This is a genomic window from Burkholderia sp. MSMB1589WGS (assembly GCF_001636105.1).
GTDB lineage: Bacteria > Pseudomonadota > Gammaproteobacteria > Burkholderiales > Burkholderiaceae > Burkholderia > Burkholderia humptydooensis.
The window spans coordinates 464,987-488,569 of sequence record NZ_LNJT01000007.1 but is presented as its reverse complement, the minus strand read 5'-3'; the positions used below and the strand labels follow the sequence as shown (position 1 = coordinate 488,569).

Sequence of the window (23,583 nt, the reverse complement as noted above, 5' to 3'; positions counted from 1 at the left end):
GCCGCTCGCGGCCGCTATTGCGCGGCCCCCGGGCGCACGGCCGTCGCGCTCAGAACGACTCGTCCAGCCCGAGATAGCGCCACTGGCCTTGCGGCAGCGCGCCCAGCATCACGCGGCCCATCCGCACGCGCTTCAGGCCGATCACCTCGAGACCGACGAGCTCGCACATCCGGCGAATCTGGCGCTTCTTGCCTTCGCGCAGCACGAAGCGCAACTGCTCGCCGTTCTGCCAACTGACCATCGCGGGCTTGAGCGGCGCGCCGTCGAGCTCCAGGCCGTGGCGCAGCTTCGCGAGCGACTCGGCGGGGAAGTGTCGCTCGATGTCGGCCGTGCGCTCGCCGAAGCGCACGCGCACCAGATATTCCTTGTCGATGTCGGATTGCTCGCCGATCAGTTGTTTCGCGACGCGGCCGTTCTGCGTCAGCACGAGAAGGCCCGTCGAATCGATGTCGAGCCGGCCCGCGGGCGCGAGCGCGCGCAGGTGCTGCGGCGAGAAGCGCAGCGGCGAGCGGTCGCCGCTCCAGTGGTTCTCGCGCGTGACGAGCGTCGCGGCGGGCGCGTAGCCGTCCTCCGCCTGGCCCGACACGTAGCCGACCGGCTTGTGCAGCAGGATCGTCACTTGCGCGGCCTGCGCGGCGCGCGCGTTCGAATCGATCTCGATGCGCTGGTCGGCGCGCACCTTCGTGCCGAGCGTGTCGATGCGCTCGCCGTCGACGAGCACCCAGCCTTTCTCGATCCATTCGTCCGCTTCGCGGCGCGAGCAGAGGCCGAGTTCGGACATCCGCTTCGACAGGCGCACGAGGCCCGTTTCATCGCCCCGGTCAACTCGGTCGCCCTGGGCGGCGGTTTCATCCGGCCCGCCGATGCGGCGCTTGACCGGTTGCGCGGCTTTCAGGCGCGCGCCTGTCGTCGCGCGGGCGGCGGGGCGGCGATCGTCGGACGCGCTCGCGCGGGTTGCCGAGCGGTTGTCGAAGCGCGCCGTGCGTTCGGTACGCTCGGTGCGCGGCGACGTGCGCTTTGCGGATGCGCCGTGGCGATCGTCGGCGCGCTGCGGCGCACGCTTGCCGGTCGTCGCGCTCTTGCCCGCGAACGACGACGACGCGCCGCGCGCGCCGCGGCCGTCCGCGCGGGGTGACGGGCCGTCCGCGCGACGCGCCTCGGTGCGCGGCGCACCGCCGAATTTCGCGCCCGTCGCGCCGCGCGCGCCTGGATCGGACGAGCGCGCGCCCGGGCTGCGCGACGGCCGCTCGTCGCGCGCGGCTGCGCGGTCGGCCGTGCGACGCTCCGGCTTCGCATCAGTGCGGCGCACGCGCTCGCCGGCTGCTGCGCCGGGCGCGCCGGCACGCTTGGCCGCCGCGCGTTCGTCGCCCGCGCGGCCGGCGTCATGCGCGGCGCGCGGCTTCGCGACGCGCTTGCCTTCGGATGCCGCCGGACGAGCCGGCACGCCCGCGCGTTTTTGCGCGGCGGCCGCCGCGCCGCGCGGCGCCGATGGCTTTGCCGCGGACGCTGATGCAGCGGACTTCGCCCCAGGCTTCGCCGCGGCCGGCTTCGCGCCAGCCGCTTTCGGGTCGGGCCGCGCGACCTTGCGCGCGGTAAGGCTGCCGGAACGGACGGGGGCGCGGCCGGGCGTCGCCGGGCGCGGATTCTTGACGGTCAATTTTGTGCGCATAAACGCTGGAACACTCACACTGCGATCGCGCGCAGCAACTCGGTTTCGACTTGGATCTGCAGACGGTTGTCGGACAAGCCGGTGCCGTCGAGCATGAAGACGTCCTCGACGCGTTCGCCGAGCGTATTGATCCGCGCCGCATGGACGCCGACCCGGTGCTCGGCCAGCACGCGCGCGATCGAATAAAGAAGGCCTGGCCGGTCGTTCGCGGACACGGACAGAATGTAGTACTGGCCACGCTCGTCGGCCCGCAGGTCGACGCGCGGCGTGATCGGGAACGTGCGCGACAGCCGCGAGAGCCGCCCCTTCGACGGCTCGGGCAGCGGCGCCGATTCGGCGAGGCGCGCGGCGAGCTGCTGCTCGACGAGGTTCGCGATGTCGCGGTATTGCACGTCGCGCTCGGTCTGCGTGACGATGAAGTTGTCGAGCGCGTAGCCGTGGCGCGTCGTGTTCACGCGCGCGTCGAGCACCGACAGCCCGTTGCGGTCGAAGTACGCGCAGATGCCCGCGAACAGGTCCGAGCGGTCCTTCACGTAGACGAGCACCTGCAGCGCGTCGCCGACGGGCGACGGCCGCGCGCGGACGATCGCGGTGTCGGCCTCGACGTGCCGGTACAGCACGCGGGTCTGCCACGCGATGTCGGCCGCGTCGTGGCGCAGGAAGTAGCCGACGTCGAGCTGGTCCCACAGCGCGCGGTGCGCGTCGGGCGGCACGGTTTCGAGGCGCAGCAGCGCGAGCGCCTCCTCCTGCCGCGTCTTCAGCTCCGAATGCGCGTCGGGCTGCGCGCCGCCCAGCACGGCGAGCGTCGCGCGATACAGATCCTCGAGCAGCTTGCCCTTCCAGGTGTTCCACACCTTCGGGCTGGTGCCGCGGATGTCGGCGACGGTCAGCAGATAGAGCGCGGTCAGCCGCCGTTCGCTGCCGACGAGGTCCGCGAAGCGCTTGATCACTTCCGGGTCGCTCGTGTCCTGCTTTTGCGCGACCTGGCTCATCGTCAGGTGATGCTGGACGAGCCAGACGACGAGCGCCGCATCGTCGCCCTCGATCCCGTGCTCGCGGCAGAAACGCCGCGCGTCGGCCATCCCGAGCGCCGAGTGGTCGCCGCCGCGGCCTTTCGCGATGTCGTGGAAGAGGGCGGCGACGTACAGCACCCAAGGCCGCTCGAAGTTCACGATCAACTGGCTGCAGAACGGATATTCGTGCGCGTGCTCGGCCACCGCGAAGCGCCGGATGTTGCGCAGCACCATCAGGATGTGCTGATCGACCGTGTACACGTGGTACAGGTCGTGCTGCATCTGGCCGACGATCCGCCGGAAGTTCAGCAGATAGCGGCCGAGCACGCTCGTCTGGTTCATCAGGCGGAATGCGTGCGTGATGCCTTCCGGCTGCTGCAGGATCTGCATGAACGTGCGGCGGTTGCGCGGATCGCGCCGCCACGCGTTGTTCATCACGTCGCGCGAGTTGTAGAGCGCGCGCAGCGTGCGCGCGGACAGGCCCTTCACGCCGCGCGTCGCCTCGTACAGCAGGAACGCTTCGAGGATCGCGTCCGGGTGGCGCTCGAACACGTCGTCCGCGGCGATCTCGAGCATGCCCTGCTTCTCGACGAAGCGCCCGGGCGACAGCACGCGCGTGACGCCGCTCGTCGCCGGGAAGAGTTGCGCCTCGATGTTCTGGATCAGGATCGTCGCGAGCTGCGTGACCGCCTTCGCGGCCCAGTAGTAGCGCCGCATCAGTTGCTCGCTCGCGCGCTTCGCGGGCGTCGGCTGATAGCCGAAGCTCTCGGCCGCCTGAGTCTGCAGGTCGAACACGAGGATGTCCTGGCGCCGCCCGGCGATCACGTGCAGCCGCGCCCGCAGCGTCTTCAGGAAGCCTTCGTTGCGGCGCAGCTCGCGCGCCTCGCGATCGGTGATGAGCCCGCGCGTGTCGAGCTCGCGCCAGCTACTGCCGAAGCCCGCCGCGCGCGCGATCCAGAGAATCGTCTGCAGATCGCGCAGGCCGCCCGGGCTTTCCTTCACGTTCGGCTCGAGGCTGTATGGCGTGTCCTGGAACTTCGCATGGCGCTGGCGCATCTCGAGCACCTTCGCCTGGAAGAACGCGCGCGCGTCGAGCGCCTCGCGGTAGCGCAGCATGAAGCGCTCGAAGAGCGTCGTGCTGCCGACGATGCGGCGCGCCTCGAGCAGCGACGTCTGCACGGTGACGTCCTGCGACGCCTCCTCGATGCACTGGTCGACTGTGCGCACGCTGCTGCCGATCTCGAGCCCGAGATCCCACGCCATGCCGATGAAGCGCTCGATCCGTTCGTCGAGCTCGCTCGCGTGCGCATCGGGCAGCAGCACGAGGATGTCGACGTCCGAATGCGGCGACAGCTCGCCGCGCCCGAAGCCGCCGACCGCGACGAGCGCGAGCGTCGCGGGCAGCCCGCATTCCTGCCACAGACGGCGCAGCGCGTCGTCGGTCGCGCGCGACAGCGCGTGCATCAGCGGCGTGACGTTGGTCGCGGTCTTGAAGCGTGCGAGCAACCCGGCCTTCGCGGCCTTGAATTCGGCTTTGCGCGACAGCGCGTGAGGCGGCGCGGCGACGGATGCGCTCATGGGCGGCGATCGAATTGGGCGGTTGAACGGCCGCGCGCGATGACGCGGGCGGCTACCTGGCTAAATCAAGCTGAACAAGCGTCAAGCGTGCGAAGCGGACGTCGATGCGCACAAAGCGCGCGGCAAGCCGCTCAAGCCGCTCAAGCCGCCGTCGCCGGCGCGGCGAACGTCGGGCGCGCCGGCGTGCCGGCCGACACCGTCAGCACCTCGTGGCCCGTCTCCGTGACGAGGATCGTGTGTTCCCACTGCGCGGACAGGCTGCGGTCGCGGGTCTTGACGGTCCACTGGTCGGGCATCGTGCGGATGTCGCGCTTGCCGGCGTTGATCATCGGCTCGATCGTGAAGATCATGCCGGGCTTGAGCTCGATGCCCGTGCCCGGGCGTCCGTAGTGGACGACCTGCGGGTCCTCATGGAACACCGTGCCGATGCCGTGGCCGCAGTATTCGCGCACGACGCTGTAGCCTTGCGCCTCCGCGTGCTTCTGGATCGCGTGGCCGATGTCGCCGAGATGCGCGCCGGGCTTCACCTGGTCGATGCCGAGCCACATGCATTCGTAGGTGGTTTGCACGAGGCGCTTCGCGAGGATCGAGCCCTCGCCGACGATGAACATCCGGCTCGTGTCGCCGAAATAGCCGTTCTTGATGACGGTGATGTCGATGTTCAGCGCGTCGCCGTTCTTGAGCGTCTTGTCGCCCGGAATGCCGTGGCAGATCACGTCGTTGACCGACGTGCAGGTCGCCTTCGGGAACGGCGGGTAGCCGGGCGGCTGGTAGTTGAGCGGCGCGGGCACCGTGCCCTGCACGTTGACCATGTACTCGTGGCAGAGGCGATCGAGTTCGCCCGTCGTCACGCCGGCGACGACGAACGGCGTGATGTAGTCGAGCACTTCGCTCGCGAGACGGCAGGCGATGCGCATCTGCGCGATGTCGTGTTCGTTTTTGAGCGTAATAGCCATGAGTCGATGCCTGAAATGCGGTGAATTACACGCAATTATCGCACCTTATTCCTGCCGTCGCAGCCCTTCGCGGACCGGCGCAGCGCGAATTTTGGCGTGAATTCCGGCGCAGTCGGATGGCCGAGGGTAAGCCGTCCTGCGGCGGCCGGGCGCGCGCCCGGCCCGGCGAAAGCAGCGGGCGACTTGAGGGGCGTCACGCCTGCGTGCTATACTTATTGGCTAAGTCGACGCTGAAATCGCTATTTTTGTCTTGCGCGGGAACCGTTGGAGTTTTCGCTCGGGCGGCGGTCGCGGCGAAGGCTGGCGGCGCGAAGCTTTCGGATGGTTTCGGAGCGCGCGCCGAATCGCGAGCCGGCGCACCCAGGGTGTCGCGGCGCGAACGGAAGAGGCGAGTGCCCGCCGTCGCGCCATGATACGGCAGCCGGCTTAAGACCCAAACCCTCGTGGAGAAATACAAATGGCAGTCACGATGCGCCAAATGCTGGAAGCCGGTGTCCACTTCGGCCACCAGACGCGTTTCTGGAACCCGAAGATGGCTCCCTTCATCTTCGGCCACCGCAACAAGATTCACATCATCAACCTCGAAAAGACGCTGCCGATGTTCAACGACGCACAGAAGTACGTGCGTCAGCTCGCGGCGAATCGGGGCACGATCCTTTTCGTCGGCACGAAGCGCCAGTCGCGCGACACGATCGCCCAGGAAGCGCAGCGCGCGGGCATGCCGTATGTGAACGCTCGCTGGCTCGGCGGCATGATGACCAACTTCAAGACGCTGAAGGTGTCGATCAAGCGCCTGAAGGACATGGAAGCGGCGGTCGAGGCGGGCGAGCTCGAGAAGATGAGCAAGAAGGAAGCGCTCCTGTTCGAACGCGAAATCGCGAAGCTGCAGAAGTCGATCGGCGGCGTGAAGGACATGGGCGGCATTCCGGACGCGATCTTCGTCGTCGACGTCGGCTACCACAAGATCGCCGTCACCGAAGCGAACAAGCTGGGCGTGCCCGTCATCGCCGTGGTCGATACGAACCACTCGCCGGAAGGCGTGGATTACGTGATCCCGGGTAATGACGACTCGAGCAAGGCCGTTGCGCTGTACGCCGAAGGCGTCGCCGACGCGATCCTCGAAGGCCGCACGAACGCGGTCAACGAAGTGGTCCAGGCGGTGCGCGGCGGCGACGACGAATACGTCGAGGAAAACGCGTAACCGGCCCCGAGCCGGCGCAAAAAGGGGGCTCTCAACAAGCCCCCTTTTTTTAAGCCGCTTTTTTGTGCGGCCGATCCGGGCTGACGCGGCGCAAAAATTGCGCGGATGTCCGGAAACGAATGCCTGCCGCCTGCGTCGAAGTGCGGGCGGCGTTGTGAATACAGACTCAAGGAGCGAATGATGGCGGCAATTACCGCAAGCATGGTGGCAGAACTGCGCGCGAAGACCGACGCACCGATGATGGAGTGCAAGAAGGCGCTGACGGAAGCCGACGGCGACATGGGCAAGGCCGAAGAGCTGCTGCGCGTGAAGCTCGGCAACAAGGCGAGCAAGGCCGCGTCGCGCGTGACGGCCGAAGGCGTCGTCGCATCGTTCGTCGGCGCGAATGCCGGCGCGCTCGTCGAGCTGAACTGCGAAACCGACTTCGTCGCGAAGAACGACGATTTCAACGCGTTCGCGAAGACGGTCGCGGAACTCGTCGCGACGCAGAACCCGGCCGACGTCGCCGCGCTGTCGGCGCTGCCGCTCGACGGCAAGACGGTCGACGAAGTGCGCCTCGCGCTCGTCGGCAAGATCGGCGAGAACATCTCGATCCGCCGCTTCGTCCGCTTCGAAACGTCGAACAAGCTCGCGACGTACCTGCACGGCAGCCGCATCGGCGTGATCGTCGAGTACACGGGCGAGCAAGAGCAGGTCGGCAAGGACGTCGCGATGCACGTCGCGGCGATGAAGCCGGTCTCGCTGTCGTCGAGCGACGTGCCGGCCGAGCTGATCGAGAAGGAGCGCCGCGTCGCCGAGCAGAAGGCGGCGGAATCGGGCAAGCCGGCCGAGATCGTCGCGAAGATGGTCGACGGCAGCGTCCAGAAGTTCCTGAAGGAAGTGTCGCTGCTGAACCAGCCGTTCGTGAAGAACGACAAGCAGACGATCGAGCAGATGCTGAAGGCCGCGAATGCGGCGGTGCAGAAGTTCGCCCTCTTCGTGGTCGGCGAAGGCATCGAGAAGCGCCAGGACGACTTCGCGGCGGAAGTGGCCGCGCAGGTCGCCGCCGCCAAGCAGCAGTAACCAGTCGTAAAAGCAGTAACCAGCAGTACGCTTGACCCGCGGCGGGCGACCGTTCCGCCGCGGCCGGCAGCGCCGCCTGACGGGGCTTACAGCCAGCCCGGCCCGGCGGCGCTTGCTCGAATCAGCATTTCGCCCCTACAGTTCGTGCTTGTCATCCTCTCGTCGCTCGGAAGTCCCTATGCCCAATGCCTATAAACGCGTCCTCCTCAAACTTTCCGGCGAAGCGCTGATGGGCGACGATGCCTTCGGCATCAATCGCGCGACGATCGAGCGGATGGTCGCCGACATCGCGGAAGTCGTGCGTCTCGGCACGCAGCTCGCGGTCGTGATCGGCGGCGGCAACATCTTCCGCGGCGTCGCGGGCGGCGCGGCCGGCATGGACCGCGCGACGGCCGACTACATGGGGATGCTCGCGACGATGATGAACGCGCTCGCGCTGCAGGACGCAATGCGCCACGCGGGCATCGAGGCGCGCGTGCAATCGGCGCTGCGCATGGACCAGGTGGTCGAGCCGTACATCCGCCCGCGCGCGATCCGCCAGCTCGAGGAGGGCAAGGTCGTGATCTTCGCGGCGGGCACGGGCAACCCGTTCTTCACGACGGACACGGCGGCCGCGCTGCGCGGCTCGGAAGTCGGCGCCGAGGTGGTGCTGAAGGCGACGAAGGTCGACGGCGTCTATTCGGCCGATCCGAAGAAGGACCCGTCCGCGACGCGCTATTCGTCGATCAGCTTCGACGAGGCGATCGGCCGCAACCTGCAGGTGATGGACGCGACGGCGTTCGCGCTGTGCCGCGACCAGAAGCTGCCGATTCGCGTGTTTTCGATCAACAAGCCGGGTGCGCTCAAACGTATCGTTCAAGGTGAGGACGAGGGCACGCTCGTCCACGTGTAAACTCTCGCCGATGCGCACGGGCGGCGCGAAGCGCCGCCTTTGGCCATTGCCCGCATCGTTTTGAAGTTCGGAAGGTTCGGAGGTTGAAATGAGTGTCGCTGATATCAAGAAGGGCGTCGAGCAGAAGATGCAGCGCTCGATCGAAGCGTTCAAGAACGATCTGGCGAAGATCCGTACGGGCCGTGCGCATACCGGTCTGCTCGATCATGTGCAGGTCGACTACTACGGTTCGATGGTGCCGATCTCGCAGGTCGCGAACCTGACGCTCGTCGACGCGCGCACGATCGGCGTGCAGCCGTGGGAAAAGAACATGGTCGCGAAGGTCGAGAAGGCGATCCGCGAGGCCGATCTGGGCCTGAATCCGGCGACGTCGGGCGATCTGATCCGCGTGCCGATGCCGCCGCTCACGGAAGAGCGCCGCCGCGAGCTGACGAAGGTCGTCAAGGGCGAAGGCGAAACGGCGAAGGTCGCCGTGCGCAACCTGCGCCGCGACGCGAACGAGCAGCTCAAGAAGCTCGTCAAGGACAAGGAAATCTCCGAGGATGACGAGCGCCGCGCGGGCGACGACGTGCAGAAGCTGACGGACAAGCACGTCGCGGAGATCGACAAGCTCGTCCAGGCCAAGGACGCGGAGATCATGACGGTCTGAAGCCGCCTTGCGTCGCACTTTTTCCTGCAGCTACAGTCTCAGCGGCCATGACCTATACCAGCTCTACCGTTCGCGTGCCTGACGTCGCCGCCGTGCCGCGTCACATCGCGATCATCATGGACGGCAACGGCCGTTGGGCGACCGAGCGCCGCCTGCCGCGCGTCGCGGGACACACGCGCGGCGTCGACGCGGTGCGCTCGGTCGTCGAGGGATGTGCGCGCGCGGGCGTCGAATACCTGACGCTCTTCGCGTTCAGTTCCGAGAACTGGCGCCGGCCGAACGACGAAGTGTCGTTCCTGATGCGCCTGTTCATCACCGCGCTCGAGCGCGAAGTCGGCAAGCTGCATGCGAACGGCATCCGGCTGCGCGTCATCGGCGATCTGACGAAGTTCGAGCCGCGCATCCAGGCGCTGATCCGCCGCGCGGAGACGAAGACCGCGCGCAACACGCGCCTGACGCTGACGATCGCCGCGAACTACGGCGGTCGTTGGGATATCCTGCAGGCGACGCAGAAGCTCATCGACGAGGCGGCGCGCGAAGGGCGCGCGGCCGAGGTCGACGAGGATGCGTTCGCCCGCCATCTGGCGATGGCCTATGCGCCCGAGCCGGATCTCTTCATCCGCACGGGCGGCGAGCAGCGGATCAGCAATTTCCTGCTCTGGCAGCTCGCGTACACCGAGTTCTACTTCACCGATACATTCTGGCCGGACTTCGACGCCGGCGCGCTTGCCGAGGCGCTCGCGTCGTACACGCACCGCGAACGCCGCTTCGGCCGCACGAGCGCGCAGCTCGAACCCCAGGCCCAGGACGCCGATTCCCTTTCATGCTGAAGACCCGTGTCATCACGGCGGTCGTGCTGCTGGCAGTGCTGCTGCCCGTGACGCTGTTCGCGCCGCTTGCCGCGTTCGGCGCGCTGATCGCGCTCGCGCTCGTGTTCGCCGCGTGGGAGTGGGGGCGGCTCCTGAAGCTGGGCGGGATCGGTCCCGTCGCGTACGCGGTGGTCGCGGCGCTCGCGCTCGGCGCAAGCACGCGGCTCGGCATCAGCGCGGACGCCGCGCGGCCGCTTTTCGCGGCGGCGGGCGTGTTCTGGCTGCTGGCGGGCCCGTATGCGCTCTGGCGCAAGCCGGCGCTCGCCGAGCGCGCATGGAAGCCGTTCCTGCTCGTCGCGGGCCTCATCGTCTTTTCCGCGTGCTGGCACGCGCTCGTCGCCGCGCGCGCGCAAGGCGTACCCTTCGTGTTGTCGCTGCTGCTGGTGGTATGGCTCGCCGATATCGGCGCATACTTTGCCGGAAAGGCGTTCGGCAAGCACAAGCTCGCGCCGTCCGTGAGCCCCGGCAAAACCTGGGAAGGCGCGGCGGGCGGCTGGCTCGCGGTGACGATCGTCGCCGGCGCGGCCGTCGCGGCGCACGCTTTCGAACCGACCCTTTATTCGGCGTTCGTCGCGCATTACGGCGCGGCGGGCGCATTCGCGGCGCTCACGGCGCTCGTCGCGTTCAGCGTGGTCGGCGACCTGTTCGAGTCGCTGCTCAAGCGCCAGGCCGGCGTGAAAGACTCGAGCGGCCTCCTGCCCGGCCACGGCGGCGTGCTCGACCGCGTCGACGCGCTGCTGCCCGTGCTGCCGCTCGCGATGCTGCTGCTCGGTTAAAACTAGACCCTATTATGCAAAAACGTCTGACATTGCTCGGTTCGACGGGCTCGATCGGAGACAGCACGCTCGACGTCGTCGCGCGTCATCCGGAGCGCTTCGCGGTTCACGCGCTCACGGCCCACCGCAACGGCGACAAGCTCGTCGCCCAGTGCCTGCGCTTCGCGCCCGACGTCGCGGTGGTCGGCGACGCCGAAACCGCCGCGCGGGTCGAAGCGCAATTGCGCGCCGCGGGCTGCAAGACCCAGGTTGCGCACGGCCGGCAGGCGCTCGTCGACGTATCGACGAGCGACGGCTGCGACACCGTCGTCGCGGCGATCGTCGGCGCGGCGGGGCTCGCGCCGAGCCTTGCCGCCGCGCGCGCGGGCAAGCGCATCCTGCTCGCGAACAAGGAGGCGCTCGTGATGTCGGGCGCGATCTTCATGGACGCGGTGCGCGACCACGGCGCGATCCTGCTGCCCGTCGACAGCGAGCACAACGCGATCTTCCAGTGCATGCCGCGCGACGCGGCCGGGCACGGCGGCATCGCGAAGATCATCGTGACCGCGTCGGGCGGCCCGTTCCGCACGCGCGAGCCCGCGACGCTCGCGAGCGTGACGCCCGACGAGGCGTGCAAGCATCCGAACTGGGTGATGGGCCGCAAGATCTCCGTCGATTCCGCGACGATGATGAACAAGGGTCTCGAGGTGATCGAGGCGCACTGGCTGTTCGGCCTGCCGAGCGAGCACATCGACGTGCTGATCCATCCGCAGAGCGTGATCCACTCGCTCGTGTCGTATCGCGACGGCTCGGTGCTCGCGCAGCTCGGCAATCCGGACATGCGCACGCCGATCGCGCACGCGCTCGCGTTCCCCGAGCGCGTCGACGCGGGTGTCGCGCAGCTCGATCTCGCGCAGATCGCGGCGCTCACGTTCGAGAAGCCCGATTACGCGCGCTTCCCGTGCCTCGCGCTTGCCATCGAGGCGCTCGAGGCGGGCGGCGTCGCGAGCGCGGCGCTCAATGCGGCGAACGAGATCGCGGTCGACGCGTTCCTGTCGCGCCGCATCCGCTTCACCGCGATCGCGCAGACGGTCGACGCGGTGCTCAACGGGCTGTCCAATCGCACGCCGGGCGGCCTCGACGACGTGATCGACGCCGACGCCGCCGCGCGCCGCGCGGCGACGACGTTCATCGACAAGCTGCCCGCGCCCGGCGTCGAGCGAGCCGCCTGAATGGAGTCGATACGCTCATGAACGTGCTGGTCGAACTGGTCGCGTTTGCGGTGGCGATCGGCGTGCTGGTCGTCGTGCATGAGTACGGGCATTACCGCGTCGCGCGCTGGTGCGGCGTCAAGGTGCTGCGCTTCTCGATCGGCTTCGGCGCGCCCGTCGCGCGCTGGGTCAGCAAGCGGACGGGCACCGAATGGACGCTGTCCGCGCTGCCGCTCGGCGGCTACGTGAAGATGCTCGACGAGCGCGATCCCGGCGACGGCATTCGCGCGAACGAACTGCCGCACGCGTTCAACCGGCAACCGGTCGGCAAGCGGATCGCGATCGTCGCGGCCGGCCCGATCGCGAATTTCCTGCTTGCGATCGCGCTCTTTTCGGCCGTGTTCGCGACCGGCGTGACGGAGCCCGCAGCGATCGTCGCGCCGCCCGCGGCCGGCACGCCCGCCGCGGTCGCGGGTTTCGACGGCGGCGAGACGATCGTGTCGATCCGCGCCTCGGGCGCCGGCGACGCACAAGGCGGCGACGCCGAGCCGGTGCGCTCGTGGGCCGATCTGCGCTGGAAGCTGCTCGGTGCGGCGTTCGACCGCAAGGACGTCGTGCTCGGCGCGCGCAATCGCGCGGACGGCGCCACCTACGATTTCCGCGTCGATCTGCACGGCATCTCGAATCGCGACATCGACGACGATTTCATGTCGCGCCTCGGCTTCGAGCCGGGCGGCGGGTCGCTGACGGTGACGTCGGTGCTGCCGGGCGGCGCCGCGCAGCAGGCGGGGCTTCAGGCGGGCGACAAGCTCGTGTCGCTCGACGGCGCGCGCATCGGCGGCTCGACGCGTTTCATCGACGACGTGAAGGCCCACGCGGGCCGCGCGCTCGCGTTGCGGATCGAGCGCGCTGGCGTCGCGCGCACGGTGTCGATCGTGCCGCAGGCGCAGCGCGACGACGAGACGGGCAAGCAGGTGGGCCGCATCGGCGCGGCGCTCGCGCTGCAGACGCCGACCGTCGACGTGCGCTACGGCGCGTTCGAGAGCGTCGAGCTCGGCGTGCGGCGCACGTGGGACATCTCGGTGTATTCGCTGAAGATGTTCGGCAGGATGGTGACGGGCGAGGCGTCGCTGAAGAACCTGTCCGGCCCGGTGACGATCGCCGACTATGCGGGCAAGAGCGCGAGGCTCGGTTTGTCGGCGTTCCTATCGTTTCTCGCCCTTGTCAGCATTAGCCTCGGCGTGCTGAACTTGCTGCCGATTCCCGTTTTGGACGGGGGGCATCTGTTATATTATCTGGTTGAAGCCGCGACCGGCAAGGCCGTATCGGAGCGCTGGCAACTGATTCTGCAAAGAGCGGGGTTGATCTGCATCGTCGCGTTGTCGGCGATCGCGCTGTTCAACGATCTGGCTCGGTTAATCCATTTTTGACGCGTCGGGCGGCAGCCGCAACGGTGGCCGCCTGATCTGATGCAAGCTTAAACACTGGGGATGCATGTTGTTCAAACCTCATCGCTTCGTACCTAAGACGGTTGCTGCCGCGGCGCTCGCCGCGCATGGCCTCGCGGCACACGCAACGGCGCCCTTCGTGGTGCAGGACATCAAGATCGAAGGCTTGCAGCGCGTCGAAGCGGGTTCCGTGTTCGCCTACCTGCCGATCAAGCAGGGCGACACGTTCACCGACGACAAGGCATCCGAAGCGATTCGCGCGCTGTACGCGACGGGCTTCTTCAACGACGTGCGGATCGCGACGCAGGGCAGCGTCGTGATCGTCCAGGTGCAGGAGCGTCCGGCGATCGCGTCGATCGACTTCACCGGCATCAAGGAATTCGACAAGGACAACCTGAACAAGGCGCTGAAGGCCGTGGGCCTGTCGCAGGGCCGTTATTACGACAAGGCGCTCGTCGACAAGGCGGAGCAGGAGCTGAAGCGCCAGTACCTGACGCGCGGCTTCTACGCGGCGGAAGTGTCAACGACGGTCACGCCGGTCGACGCGAACCGCGTGTCGATCCTGTTCGCGGTCGCCGAGGGCCCGAGCGCGAAGATCCGCCAGATCAACTTCATCGGCAACAAGGCTTTCAAGACGAGCACGCTGCGCGACGAGATGCAGTTGTCGACGCCGAACTGGTTCTCGTGGTACACGAAGAACGACCTGTACTCGAAGGAAAAGCTGACGGGCGACCTCGAGAACGTGCGCTCGTACTACCTGAACCGCGGGTATCTGGAGTTCAACATCGAGTCGACGCAGGTGTCGATCTCGCCGGACAAGAAGGACATGTACCTGACGGTGGCGCTGCACGAAGGCGAGCCGTACACGGTATCGAGCGTGAAGCTCGCGGGCAATCTGCTGGATCGCCAGGCGGAGCTCGAGAAGCTCGTCAAGATCAAGCCGGGCGACCGCTTCTCGGCCGAGAAGCTGCAGCAGACGACGAAGGCGATCGTCGACAAGCTCGGCCAGTACGGCTATGCGTTCGCGACGGTGAACGCGCAGCCGGAGATCGACCAGGCGTCGCACAAGGTGGGCCTCACGCTCGTCGTCGATCCGAGCCGCCGCGTGTACGTGCGGCGGATCAACATCGTCGGCAATACGCGCACGCGCGACGAGGTCGTGCGGCGCGAGATGCGCCAGCTCGAGAGCTCGTGGTTCGATTCGAGCCGCCTCGCGCTGTCGAAGGACCGCGTCAACCGTCTCGGCTACTTCACCGACGTCGACGTGACGACGGTGCCCGTCGAAGGCACGAACGACCAGGTCGACGTGAACGTGAAGGTCGCCGAAAAGCCGACGGGCGCGATCACGCTCGGCGCGGGCTTCTCGTCGACGGACAAGGTCGTGCTGTCGGCCGGCATCTCGCAGGACAACGTGTTCGGCTCCGGCACGAGCCTCGCGGTGAACGTGAACACCGCGAAGAGCTACCGCACGCTGACCGTCACGCAGGTCGACCCGTACTTCACCGTCGACGGCATCAAGCGGATCACCGACGTGTTCTACCGCACGTACCAGCCGCTCTATTACTCGACGAACTCGAGCTTCCGGATCATCACGGCGGGCGGCAACCTGAAGTTCGGCATTCCGTTCTCGGAAACCGACACGGTCTATTTCGGCGCGGGCTTCGAGCAGAACCGCCTCGATGTCGATACGAACACGCCGCAGTCGTACCAGGATTACGTGAACGAGTTCGGCCGCGTGTCGAACACGGTGCCGCTCACGATCGGCTGGTCGCGCGACGCGCGCGACAGCGCGCTGATTCCGAGCCGCGGCTACTTCACGCAGGCGAACGCCGAATACGGCGTGCCGGTCGGCAAGATCCAGTACTACAAGATGGACGTGCAGGGCCAGTACTACTACTCGTTCGCGCGCGGCTTCATCCTCGGCCTGAACCTCCAGGCGGGCTACGGCAACGGCATCGGCAACCCGTACCCGATCTTCAAGAACTACTACGCGGGCGGTATCGGCTCCGTGCGCGGCTACGAGCCGAGCTCGCTCGGCCCGCGCGACACGAAGACGAACGATCCGATCGGCGGCTCGAAGATGGTCGTCGGCAACATCGAGCTGACGTTCCCGCTGCCGGGCACGGGCTATGACCGCACGCTGCGCGTGTTCACGTTCCTCGACGGCGGCAACGTGTGGGGCAACGCGCCGGGCGGCACGAGCACGGGCGCGAACGGCCTGCGCTACGGCTACGGTGTCGGTCTCGCGTGGATCTCGCCGATCGGGCCGCTCAAGCTGAGCTTGGGCTTCCCGCTGCAGAAGCACGAAGGCGATCAGTATCAGAAATTCCAGTTCCAGATCGGGACGGCGTTCTGATCGATCAGGCACTGACTACAGCATCGAGAGGGTAATCTTGTTAACCGGTAAGTTTTCGAAACGAGTGATGTGCGCGCTGGCGCTTGCGGCCGCGCTCGGCGCGACGGCCGCGCACGCGCAGGACGTCGCGCGCATCGCGGCCGTCAATTCGGATCGGATCCTGCGCGAGTCCGCGCCCGCGAAGGCCGCGCAGACGAAGCTCGAAGCCGAGTTCGCGAAGCGCGACAAGGATCTGCAGGACATGGCCGCGCGCCTGAAGTCGATGTCCGATGCGCTCGACCGGAACGGGCCGACGATGTCGGCCAACGACCGCGCGCAGAAGCAGCGCGACCTCGCGCAGCTCGACACCGATTTCCAGCGCAAGCAGCGCGAGTTCCGCGAGGATCTGAACCAGCGCCGCAACGAGGAGCTCGCGGCGGTGCTCGACAAGGCGAACAAGGTGATCAAGCAGATCGCCGAGCAGCAGAACTACGATCTGATCGTGCAGGAAGCGGTGTACGTGAGTCCGCGCATCGACATCACCGACAAGGTGCTGAAGGCGCTCGCATCGCCTTCGAGCCTGTCGAACTGAACGGAGCGAACGTCGAATGGCATTGACGCTTGAGGCGCTCGTCGCGCGGTTCGGCGGCGAGATCGTCGGCGACGGCCGGTGCGAGGTCGGTGCTCTCGCGCCGCTCGATCAGGCGGGCCCGCGGCAGCTCGCGTTCCTCGCGAATCCGAAGTATCTGGCGCAGGTCGAGACGACGGGCGCCGGCGCGGTGCTGATCGCGCCGCGCGATCTGGAGAAGCTCGGCACGGCCGCGAACGGCCGCAATTTCATCGTCACGCCGAATCCCTACGCGTATTTCGCGCGCGTCGCGCAGATGTTCATCGATCTCGCCGCGCCGCAGCGCGCCGCGGGCGTGCATCCGAGCGCGACGATCGACCCGGCCGCGCAGGTCGCCGCGAGCGCCGTGATCGGCCCGCACGTGAGCGTCGAGGCGGGCGCCGTGATCGGCGAGCGCGTGCAGCTCGACGCGAATGTGTTCGTCGGCCGCGGCACGCGGATCGGCGACGACTCGCACCTTTACCCGAACGTCACGATCTATCACGGCTGCACGCTTGGAGCCCGCGCGATCGTCCATTCGGGCGCCGTGATCGGCTCCGACGGCTTCGGCTTCGCGCCGGATTTCGTCGGCGAAGGCGACGCGCGCACGGGCGCGTGGGTCAAGATTCCGCAGGTCGGCGGCGTGAAGGTCGGCCCCGACGTCGAGATCGGCGCGAACACGACGATCGACCGCGGCGCGATGGCGGACACCGTCATCGACGAATGCGTGAAGATCGACAACCTCGTGCAGATCGGCCACAACTGCCGGATCGGCGCGTACACCGTGATCGCCGGCTGCGCGGGCATCGCGGGCAGCACGACGATCGGCAGGCACTGCATGATCGGCGGCGCGGTCGGCATCGCCGGGCACGTGACGCTCGGCGACTACGTGATCGTCACCGCGAAGTCGGGCGTGTCAAAATCGCTGCCGAAGGCGGGCATCTATACGAGCGCGTTTCCGGCCGTCGAGCACGGCGACTGGAACAAGAGCGCGGCGCTCGTGCGCAACCTGGACAAGCTGCGCGATCGGATCAAGGCGCTCGAAACCGCGCTGGCCGCGCGGGAAGGCGACGCCGGCGGCGCATGAACCCACGTCGGCCGGAAACGCGCGGCGCAGCACTCGCAGGCTGCCCGCCGCGCCGGTCGACCGAACCCCGCGCGCCGCCTTCCCCGACGCGGCCCGCATCAGCACTTGCAGTCATCACCGCGCAGCCATTGCGTGAGACGAACCATCATGAGCACTGAAAAAATCAACTTCGACATTCACAAGATCCTCACGCTGCTGCCGCACCGCTATCCGATTCTGCTCGTCGATCGCGTGCTCGAACTCGAACCGCACAAGTCCATCAAAGCGTTGAAGAACGTGACGGTCAACGAGCCGTTCTTCACCGGCCACTTCCCGAAGCGGCCGGTGATGCCGGGCGTGCTGATCATCGAGGCGCTCGCGCAGGCGGCCGCACTCCTCACGTTCGCGGAGGCCGAGCCGAAGGACCCGGAGAACACGCTGTACTACTTCGTCGGCATCGACAACGCGCGCTTCAAGCGCGTCGTCGAGCCGGGCGACCAGTTGATCCTGAACGTGACGTTCGAGCGCTACATTCGCGGCATCTGGAAGTTCAAGGCCGTCGCGGAAGTGGACGGCAAGGTCGCGGCGGAAGCCGAGCTGATGTGCACGGTCAAGACGGCCGACGCGGCGCCCTGAGCGCGCGCGGCACGCAACGGCTACGCAACGCGACATAGACATTGAGAGGCAACGGCGCATGAGCAGGATTCACCCCACGGCGATCATCGAGCCGGGCGCGCAGCTCCACGAGACGGTCGAGGTCGGCCCGTACGCGATCGTCGGTCCGAACGTGACGATCGGCGCGCGCACGACGGTCGGCTCGCACAGCGTGATCGAAGGCCATACGGCGATCGGCGAAGACAATCGCATCGGCCATTACGCGTCGGTGGGCGGCCGCCCGCAGGACATGAAGTACAAGGACGAGCCGACGCGGCTCGTGATCGGCGATCGCAACACGATCCGCGAATTCACGACGATCCACACGGGCACCGTGCAGGACAAGGGCGTCACGACGCTCGGCGACGACAACTGGATCATGGCGTACGTGCACATCGGCCACGACTGCCGCGTCGGCAGCCATGTGGTCCTGTCGAGCAACGCGCAGATGGCCGGGCACGTCGAGATCGGCGACTGGGCGATCGTCGGCGGGATGTCGGGCGTTCACCAGTTCGTGCGGATCGGCGCGCATTCGATGCTGGGCGGCGCGTCGGCGCTCGTGCAGGACATTCCGCCGTTCGTGATCGCGGCAGGCAACAAGGCCGAGCCGCACGGGATCAACGTCGAAGGGCTGCGCCGCCGCGGCTTCGCGCCGGATGCGATTTCCGCGCTGCGCAGCGCGTACCGAATCCTGTACAAGAACAACCTGTCGCTCGAAGAGGCGAAGGTCCAGTTGAGCGAGCTCGCGCAGGCGGGCGGCGACGGCGACGCGGCGGTGAAGGCGCTCGTCGACTTCGTCGAGTCGTCGCAGCGCGGCATCATTCGCTGACGCGATGGCGTTCCAACCCACACCGCTGCGCATCGCGCTCGTCGCGGGCGAACCGTCGGGCGACCTGCTCGGCGCGTCGCTCCTCGGCGGGCTGCACGCGCAGTTGCCCGCATCGTCCCGCTATTACGGGATCGGCGGGCCGCGCATGACCGCCGTGGATTTCGACGCGCACTGGCCGATGGAAAAGCTCGCGGTGCGCGGCTACGTCGAGGCGCTCAGGCACATTCCCGAAATCCTGCGCATTCGCGGCGAACTCAAGCGCCAGTTGCTCGCCGAGCCGCCCGACGCGTTCGTCGGCATCGACGCGCCCGATTTCAACTTCGGCCTCGAGCAGGCGTTGCGCGGCGCCGGCATTCCGACGATCCACTTCGTCTGTCCGTCGATCTGGGCGTGGCGCGGCGGCCGGATCAAGAAGATCGTCAAGGCCGTCGACCATATGCTGTGCCTGTTCCCGTTCGAGCCCGAGCTGCTCGGGAAGGCAGGCGTCGCGGCGACGTTCGTCGGCCATCCGCTCGCCGACGAGATCCCGCTCGAGCCCGACACGCACGGCGCGCGGATCGCGCTCGGCCTGCCGGACAGCGGCCCCGTGATCGCTGTGCTGCCGGGCAGCCGCCGCTCGGAGATCGAGCTGATCGGCCCGACATTCTTCGACGCGATGGAGCTGATGCGGCAGCGCGAGCCCGGCGTGCGCTTCGTCGTGCCGGCCGCGACGCCCGCGCTGCGCGAGCTGCTGCGGCCGCTCGTCGACGCGCACCCGTTGCTGCCGGTCACGCTGACCGAGGGCCGCGCGCAGGTCGCGATGACTGCGGCCGACGCGATCCTCGTGAAGAGCGGCACCGTGACGCTCGAAGCGGCGCTCCTCAAGAAGCCGATGGTGATCTCGTACAAGGTGCCGTGGCTTACCGGGCAGATCATGCGCCGGCAGGGCTATCTGCCGTACGTCGGACTGCCGAACATCCTCGCGGGCCGCTTCGTCGTGCCCGAGCTGCTGCAGCATTTCGCGACGCCCGACGCGCTTGCCGACGCGACGCTCACGCAATTGCGCGATGATGCGAACCGCCGCACCCTCACCGACATTTTCACCGACATGCATCTCGCGTTGCGCCAGAACACCGCGCAGCGCGCGGCCGAGGCCGTCGCGCGCGTGATTGACAGCAGGAAGCCGCGCTGATGGCGACGACTCGCAAACTCCGCGGCGGCGCCGATGGCGCGGCCCAGCCCGCGCTCGATTTCGACGCGCCGGGCGAGATCGTCTGCGGCGTCGACGAAGCCGGACGCGGCCCGCTCGCCGGGCCCGTCGTCGCGGCGGCCGTCGTGCTCGATCCGGCGCGGCCGATCGTGGGCCTCGACGATTCGAAGGCGCTGTCCGCGAAGAAGCGCGAGCGGCTCTTCGACGAAATCGTCGCGCATGCGCTCGGGTACTGCATCGCATCGGCGAGCGTCGAGGAAATCGACACCCTCAACATCCTGCACGCGACGATGCTCGCGATGAAGCGCGCGGTCGAAGGGCTCGCGGTGCGGCCGACGCTCGCGAAAATCGACGGCAACCGCTGCCCGGCGCTTGCGATCCGCAGCGAAGCGATCGTCGGCGGCGACGCGCTCGTGCCGAGCATCTCGGCCGCGTCGATTCTCGCGAAGGTCACGCGCGACCGGATGCTCGTCGAGCTGCATCAGCAATTCCCGATGTACGGATTCGATGCGCATGCGGGCTACGGCACGCCGCAGCATCTCGCCGCCTTGCGCGCGCATGGGCCGTGCGAGCATCACCGCCGCTCGTTCGCGCCCGTGCGCGCCGCATTCGATCTGATTCGATGAAAGCGATCACTTCCCGCGACAATCCGCTGTACAAGCGCCTGAAGTCGCTCGCGGGCTCGACCCACCAGCAGCGCCGCGGCGGCCAGGCGCTCCTCGAGGGGCTGCACCTCGCGAGCGCCTATCTCGACGCGGCCGGGCAGCCGGAGCTCTGCGTCGTCACCGACGGCGCGCTCGCGCACGCGGAGGCGCGCGAGATTGTCGCGCGCATCGAGCCGGCGCGGGTCGTCACGCTGCCCGACGCGTTGTTCGGGCAGTTGTCGAACGTCGTCAACGGCGTCGGGCTGCTGCTGCTCGTCGCGCGTCCGGCGCCCGCGTTGCCGGCGCGCGTCGCGGACACATCGGTCGTGCTTGACGGCGTGCAGGACGCGGGCAACGTCGGCTCGATCCTGCGCAGCGCGGCCGCGGCGGGCGTGAAGCGAGTGTTCTGCGCGCCGGGCACCGCGTACGCGTGGTCGTCGAAGGTGCTGCGCTCGGCGATGGGCGCGCATTTCCTGCTCGATATCCACGAGGACATCGACGCCGGCACGCTGATCGAGCGGCTCGCGATTCCGGTCGCGCTGACCGATTCGCACGGCGCGCGCGCGATCTATGATTGCGATCTGGCCGGGCCGCTCGCGTGGGTGTTCGGCAACGAAGGGGCGGGCGTGTCCGCCCGGTGGCGCGACGCAGCGACGCATCGCGTGACGATTCCGCAGCCGGGCGGGATGGAATCGCTGAACGTGGCGGCTGCGGCGGCGGTTTGTCTTTTCGAGCAGTGCCGGCAGCAACGCGCGCCCGGCGCGTGACGCACGCCCTTCGTCAATACGACTGCCGCTCGAGCTTGATTTCCTGCAGGATCGTCGTCGCGATTTCCTCGATCGACTTGTGCGTCGACGACAGCCATTTGACGCATTCGCGCCGCATCATCGCTTCCGCCTCGTTGATTTCGTAGCGGCAGTTCTCGGGCGCCGCGTACTTGCTGCCGGGGCGGCGCTCGTTGCGGATCTCCGAGAGGCGCATCGGATCGATCGACAGCCCGAACAGCTTGTCGCGATGCGGATTGAGCGGCGTGGGCAGCTTGCCGCGCTCGAAGTCTTCCGGAATCAGCGGATAGTTCGCCGCCTTCACGCCATACTGCATCGCGAGATACAGGCTCGTCGGCGTCTTGCCGCTGCGCGACACGCCGATCAGGATCACGTCGGCGTCGGCGAGGTTGCGGTTCGACTGGCCGTCGTCGTGCGCGAGCGAGAAGTTGATCGCCTCGATCCTCGTCTTGTATTCCTCGGTGTCCGCGTTCTGGTGAACGCGGCCCATCGCATGACTCGACTTCAACTGCAGTTCCTGCTCGAGCGGTTCGACGAAGCGCTGGAACATGTCGAGCACGAGCGCGTTCGAACGCTTGACGATCTCGTTCGATTCGCCGTCGACGAGCGTCGTGAACACGATCGGCCGGCGGCCGTCGTGCTGCGCGGCCTCGTTGATCTTCTGGATGGTGCCGTACGCCTTCTCGATCGAATCGATGAACGGCACGCGCACGAGCCGGAATTTCTGATCGAACTGGGACAGGATCGAATGCGCGAAGGTTTCGGCGGTGATCCCGGTGCCGTCGGAGACGATGAATACGGTTGGAAGCATGAATCGAAGAATGCGTCGAGCGTGTGCGTGGCGGCCGCGCGCGGCCGGAAAGCGGTCATTTTAGCAGGCGCGGGCGCGCGGCCTGGCGCGGCGCATCGCGTTGCGCCGCGCGCCCTCGCTTGCGGCGCGCAGCATCACCGCCGGCTTCGCGCTATGCTCGTGCGGCGCCGCGCGAGCGGCGCTTCGCTCGTCGAACGACCCAGGAGCCATGACCGTGAACAAGAAACTCGTCGGCGCCGTGCTCGTCGCGCTCGCGCTGGCCGGCCGCGCGGCCGCGCAAACCCTGCCGCTGCCCGGCGGCCTGATCGACCTCGGCAGCCGCGCCGGCGAGCAGATGCTGGCCGAGAGCGGTGCGCGCAGCGCATACGCGTCGCTCGGCAGCCACTTCGTCACGCAGAAGACGCAGAGCTATTGCGGCGTCGCGTCGCTCGTGATGGTGCTGAACGCGCTGCGCGTGCCGGCGCCCGCCGCCGAGCAATATCCGCCGTTCCACTATTTCACGCAGGACAACGTGCTCAACGACGCGACCGAGAAGATTCGTCCGCGCGAACTGATCGAGCGGCACGGCATGACGCTCGATCAGCTCGGCGCGCTCGCGAACGCGCTCGGCGCGAGCGGCGACGTGCGCCATGCGTCCGACGTGTCGGTCGACGCGTTTCGCGCGGACGCGGTCGCGCATCTCGGCCGCCCGGGGCGCTACGTGCTCGTCAACTACCTGAGAAGCCGCCTCGGCCAGCAGACGGGCGGCCACATCTCGCCGCTCGGCGCGTACGACGCCGCAGCCGACCGCTTCCTGATCCTCGACGTGTCCCGCTACAAGTACCCGCCCGTCTGGGTGACGACGGCCGACCTGTACGCGGCGATGAACACGCCCGATGCGGACAGCGGCGGCCGCAGCCGCGGCTATGTGCTGATCGACGGGGCGGCAGGCGGGAGGTGATACCGGGGCCAGACTGGAACTCGGAACCTGACGGCTGACACCGGACACATCGAGCACTCTCCTCACCGCACCGCCAAACGCCGGCCTCCTTGAGGCAGCACGGAAATCGGCGGTTCGGCGAGCGCGCCCGCGCCGACGACGCGCCCCGGCGCGCCGCGCGTCGAAACCGCGCGCTAGAGCACCATTGCGAGCGGGTTGCGCCACATCCGTTGGCCGGCACGGTAGAATAGCGGCAACCTGTTGGATAAGCCCTTGCGGCTGATGCGCGGCGCGGCCGCGTTTCGGGTCGCGATGCGCTACGGATTCCCGGCAAGTTCGGCGATTTGTCTGCTTTTTCGCCTTTCTGCCGGGATTTTTTGCAAGCGCGCCGGAATCGTCCCGGCCCCGCGAAGGCTTATCCGACAGGTTGTGCAAAGCGCG

At 67.8% G+C, this 23,583-nt stretch carries 20 protein-coding genes and 1 pseudogene; 17 read left to right on the top strand and 4 right to left on the bottom strand.

The window, feature by feature from the left end:
* Positions 1-49: 49 nt before the first annotated feature.
* From WT16_RS34360 to map, 3 genes are all read right to left on the bottom strand, one after another.
* Positions 50-1,669, bottom strand: coding sequence for a pseudouridine synthase (locus WT16_RS34360; RefSeq protein WP_197486464.1), 1,620 nt, complete (start codon positions 1,667-1,669; stop codon positions 50-52).
* A gap of 14 nt (positions 1,670-1,683) precedes the next feature.
* Positions 1,684-4,260 carry a [protein-PII] uridylyltransferase gene (locus WT16_RS10175; protein WP_006026059.1) on the bottom strand — a complete coding sequence of 859 codons (2,577 nt, stop codon included), beginning with the start codon at positions 4,258-4,260 and terminating at the stop codon, positions 1,684-1,686.
* A gap of 140 nt (positions 4,261-4,400) precedes the next feature.
* The gene (map, locus tag WT16_RS10170) at positions 4,401-5,216 is read right to left on the bottom strand and encodes a type I methionyl aminopeptidase (protein WP_063533258.1); all 816 of its coding nucleotides are present in this window, start codon (positions 5,214-5,216) and stop codon (positions 4,401-4,403) included.
* 457 nt (positions 5,217-5,673) lie between these two features.
* Here map and rpsB point away from each other — a divergent pair, with 457 nt between their 5' ends.
* From rpsB to WT16_RS10090, 16 genes are all read left to right on the top strand, one after another.
* Positions 5,674-6,417 (top strand): 30S ribosomal protein S2, encoded by a 744-nt coding sequence (gene rpsB, locus WT16_RS10165; protein ID WP_009912840.1) that lies wholly within the window; start codon positions 5,674-5,676, stop codon positions 6,415-6,417.
* 180 nt (positions 6,418-6,597) lie between these two features.
* Positions 6,598-7,479, top strand: coding sequence for a translation elongation factor Ts (tsf, locus tag WT16_RS10160; RefSeq protein WP_006026063.1), 882 nt, complete (start codon positions 6,598-6,600; stop codon positions 7,477-7,479).
* Positions 7,480-7,657: 178 nt separating this feature from the next.
* Complete coding sequence (gene pyrH, locus WT16_RS10155; RefSeq protein ID WP_004193606.1) at positions 7,658-8,371, top strand: UMP kinase; 714 nt, start codon at positions 7,658-7,660, stop codon at positions 8,369-8,371.
* Between the two features lie 88 nt (positions 8,372-8,459).
* Positions 8,460-9,020 (top strand): ribosome recycling factor, encoded by a 561-nt coding sequence (gene frr, locus WT16_RS10150; RefSeq protein WP_006026064.1) that lies wholly within the window; start codon positions 8,460-8,462, stop codon positions 9,018-9,020.
* Between the two features lie 47 nt (positions 9,021-9,067).
* Entirely contained in the window at positions 9,068-9,850 is a 783-nt protein-coding gene (uppS, locus tag WT16_RS10145) for a polyprenyl diphosphate synthase (RefSeq protein ID WP_009912837.1), read from the top strand.
* Complete coding sequence (locus WT16_RS10140) at positions 9,844-10,665, top strand: phosphatidate cytidylyltransferase (protein WP_015601879.1); 822 nt, start codon at positions 9,844-9,846, stop codon at positions 10,663-10,665. The genes uppS and WT16_RS10140 overlap by 7 nt, the downstream gene beginning before the upstream one ends.
* A gap of 14 nt (positions 10,666-10,679) precedes the next feature.
* Positions 10,680-11,876 carry a 1-deoxy-D-xylulose-5-phosphate reductoisomerase gene (locus WT16_RS10135; protein ID WP_059934584.1) on the top strand — a complete coding sequence of 399 codons (1,197 nt, stop codon included), beginning with the start codon at positions 10,680-10,682 and terminating at the stop codon, positions 11,874-11,876.
* A 17-nt stretch (positions 11,877-11,893) separates the two neighbouring features.
* On the top strand, positions 11,894-13,285 hold the full coding sequence (gene rseP / locus WT16_RS10130; RefSeq protein WP_063533257.1) for an RIP metalloprotease RseP: 1,392 nt from the start codon (positions 11,894-11,896) through the stop codon (positions 13,283-13,285).
* A gap of 64 nt (positions 13,286-13,349) precedes the next feature.
* Complete coding sequence (bamA, locus tag WT16_RS10125; RefSeq protein ID WP_045554835.1) at positions 13,350-15,659, top strand: outer membrane protein assembly factor BamA; 2,310 nt, start codon at positions 13,350-13,352, stop codon at positions 15,657-15,659.
* A gap of 67 nt (positions 15,660-15,726) precedes the next feature.
* A complete protein-coding gene (locus WT16_RS10120) occupies positions 15,727-16,230 on the top strand; it encodes an OmpH family outer membrane protein (RefSeq protein ID WP_006026070.1) in 504 nt (167 codons plus the stop codon).
* A 16-nt stretch (positions 16,231-16,246) separates the two neighbouring features.
* Positions 16,247-17,332 (top strand): UDP-3-O-(3-hydroxymyristoyl)glucosamine N-acyltransferase, encoded by a 1,086-nt coding sequence (gene lpxD, locus WT16_RS10115; protein WP_063533256.1) that lies wholly within the window; start codon positions 16,247-16,249, stop codon positions 17,330-17,332.
* A 147-nt stretch (positions 17,333-17,479) separates the two neighbouring features.
* Positions 17,480-17,947, top strand: a complete 468-nt coding sequence (gene fabZ / locus WT16_RS10110; RefSeq protein WP_006026072.1) for a 3-hydroxyacyl-ACP dehydratase FabZ — start codon at positions 17,480-17,482, stop codon at positions 17,945-17,947.
* A gap of 58 nt (positions 17,948-18,005) precedes the next feature.
* The gene (gene lpxA, locus WT16_RS10105; RefSeq protein ID WP_006026073.1) at positions 18,006-18,794 is read left to right on the top strand and encodes an acyl-ACP--UDP-N-acetylglucosamine O-acyltransferase; all 789 of its coding nucleotides are present in this window, start codon (positions 18,006-18,008) and stop codon (positions 18,792-18,794) included.
* Positions 18,795-18,798: 4 nt separating this feature from the next.
* A complete protein-coding gene (gene lpxB, locus WT16_RS10100; protein WP_006026074.1) occupies positions 18,799-19,965 on the top strand; it encodes a lipid-A-disaccharide synthase in 1,167 nt (388 codons plus the stop codon).
* Entirely contained in the window at positions 19,965-20,609 is a 645-nt protein-coding gene (gene rnhB / locus WT16_RS10095) for a ribonuclease HII (RefSeq protein WP_006026075.1), read from the top strand. The genes lpxB and rnhB overlap by 1 nt, the downstream gene beginning before the upstream one ends.
* Complete coding sequence (locus WT16_RS10090; RefSeq protein WP_006026076.1) at positions 20,606-21,394, top strand: RNA methyltransferase; 789 nt, start codon at positions 20,606-20,608, stop codon at positions 21,392-21,394. The genes rnhB and WT16_RS10090 overlap by 4 nt, the downstream gene beginning before the upstream one ends.
* A 13-nt stretch (positions 21,395-21,407) precedes the next feature.
* Here WT16_RS10090 and WT16_RS10085 read toward each other — a convergent pair whose 3' ends face one another.
* Positions 21,408-22,223 (bottom strand): pyruvate, water dikinase regulatory protein, encoded by an 816-nt coding sequence (locus WT16_RS10085; RefSeq protein ID WP_006026077.1) that lies wholly within the window; start codon positions 22,221-22,223, stop codon positions 21,408-21,410.
* Between the two features lie 122 nt (positions 22,224-22,345).
* Between WT16_RS10085 and WT16_RS10080 the strand changes: the two are divergent.
* Positions 22,346-23,163 (top strand): annotated as a pseudogene (locus tag WT16_RS10080) (phytochelatin synthase family protein); the annotation flags it as partial.
* Positions 23,164-23,583 lie beyond the last annotated feature (420 nt).

What these genes read in the sequence shown, in the direction of transcription:
- rseP (WP_063533257.1), top strand. Translation starts at nt 11,894, where the DNA reads ATGAACGTGCTGGTCGAACTGGTCGCGTTTGCGGTGGCGATCGGCGTG.
- rnhB (WP_006026075.1), top strand. Translation starts at nt 19,965, where the DNA reads ATGGCGACGACTCGCAAACTCCGCGGCGGCGCCGATGGCGCGGCCCAG.
- frr (WP_006026064.1), top strand. Translation starts at nt 8,460, where the DNA reads ATGAGTGTCGCTGATATCAAGAAGGGCGTCGAGCAGAAGATGCAGCGC.
- map (WP_063533258.1), bottom strand. Translation starts at nt 5,216, where the DNA reads ATGGCTATTACGCTCAAAAACGAACACGACATCGCGCAGATGCGCATC.
- WT16_RS10175 (WP_006026059.1), bottom strand. Translation starts at nt 4,260, where the DNA reads ATGAGCGCATCCGTCGCCGCGCCGCCTCACGCGCTGTCGCGCAAAGCC.
- WT16_RS10140 (WP_015601879.1), top strand. Translation starts at nt 9,844, where the DNA reads ATGCTGAAGACCCGTGTCATCACGGCGGTCGTGCTGCTGGCAGTGCTG.
- pyrH (WP_004193606.1), top strand. Translation starts at nt 7,658, where the DNA reads ATGCCCAATGCCTATAAACGCGTCCTCCTCAAACTTTCCGGCGAAGCG.
- rpsB (WP_009912840.1), top strand. Translation starts at nt 5,674, where the DNA reads ATGGCAGTCACGATGCGCCAAATGCTGGAAGCCGGTGTCCACTTCGGC.
- WT16_RS10120 (WP_006026070.1), top strand. Translation starts at nt 15,727, where the DNA reads ATGTGCGCGCTGGCGCTTGCGGCCGCGCTCGGCGCGACGGCCGCGCAC.
- WT16_RS10085 (WP_006026077.1), bottom strand. Translation starts at nt 22,223, where the DNA reads ATGCTTCCAACCGTATTCATCGTCTCCGACGGCACCGGGATCACCGCC.
- uppS (WP_009912837.1), top strand. Translation starts at nt 9,068, where the DNA reads ATGACCTATACCAGCTCTACCGTTCGCGTGCCTGACGTCGCCGCCGTG.
- fabZ (WP_006026072.1), top strand. Translation starts at nt 17,480, where the DNA reads ATGAGCACTGAAAAAATCAACTTCGACATTCACAAGATCCTCACGCTG.
- WT16_RS10090 (WP_006026076.1), top strand. Translation starts at nt 20,606, where the DNA reads ATGAAAGCGATCACTTCCCGCGACAATCCGCTGTACAAGCGCCTGAAG.
- tsf (WP_006026063.1), top strand. Translation starts at nt 6,598, where the DNA reads ATGGCGGCAATTACCGCAAGCATGGTGGCAGAACTGCGCGCGAAGACC.
- lpxA (WP_006026073.1), top strand. Translation starts at nt 18,006, where the DNA reads ATGAGCAGGATTCACCCCACGGCGATCATCGAGCCGGGCGCGCAGCTC.
- lpxB (WP_006026074.1), top strand. Translation starts at nt 18,799, where the DNA reads ATGGCGTTCCAACCCACACCGCTGCGCATCGCGCTCGTCGCGGGCGAA.
- WT16_RS34360 (WP_197486464.1), bottom strand. Translation starts at nt 1,669, where the DNA reads ATGCGCACAAAATTGACCGTCAAGAATCCGCGCCCGGCGACGCCCGGC.
- lpxD (WP_063533256.1), top strand. Translation starts at nt 16,247, where the DNA reads ATGGCATTGACGCTTGAGGCGCTCGTCGCGCGGTTCGGCGGCGAGATC.
- bamA (WP_045554835.1), top strand. Translation starts at nt 13,350, where the DNA reads ATGTTGTTCAAACCTCATCGCTTCGTACCTAAGACGGTTGCTGCCGCG.
- WT16_RS10135 (WP_059934584.1), top strand. Translation starts at nt 10,680, where the DNA reads ATGCAAAAACGTCTGACATTGCTCGGTTCGACGGGCTCGATCGGAGAC.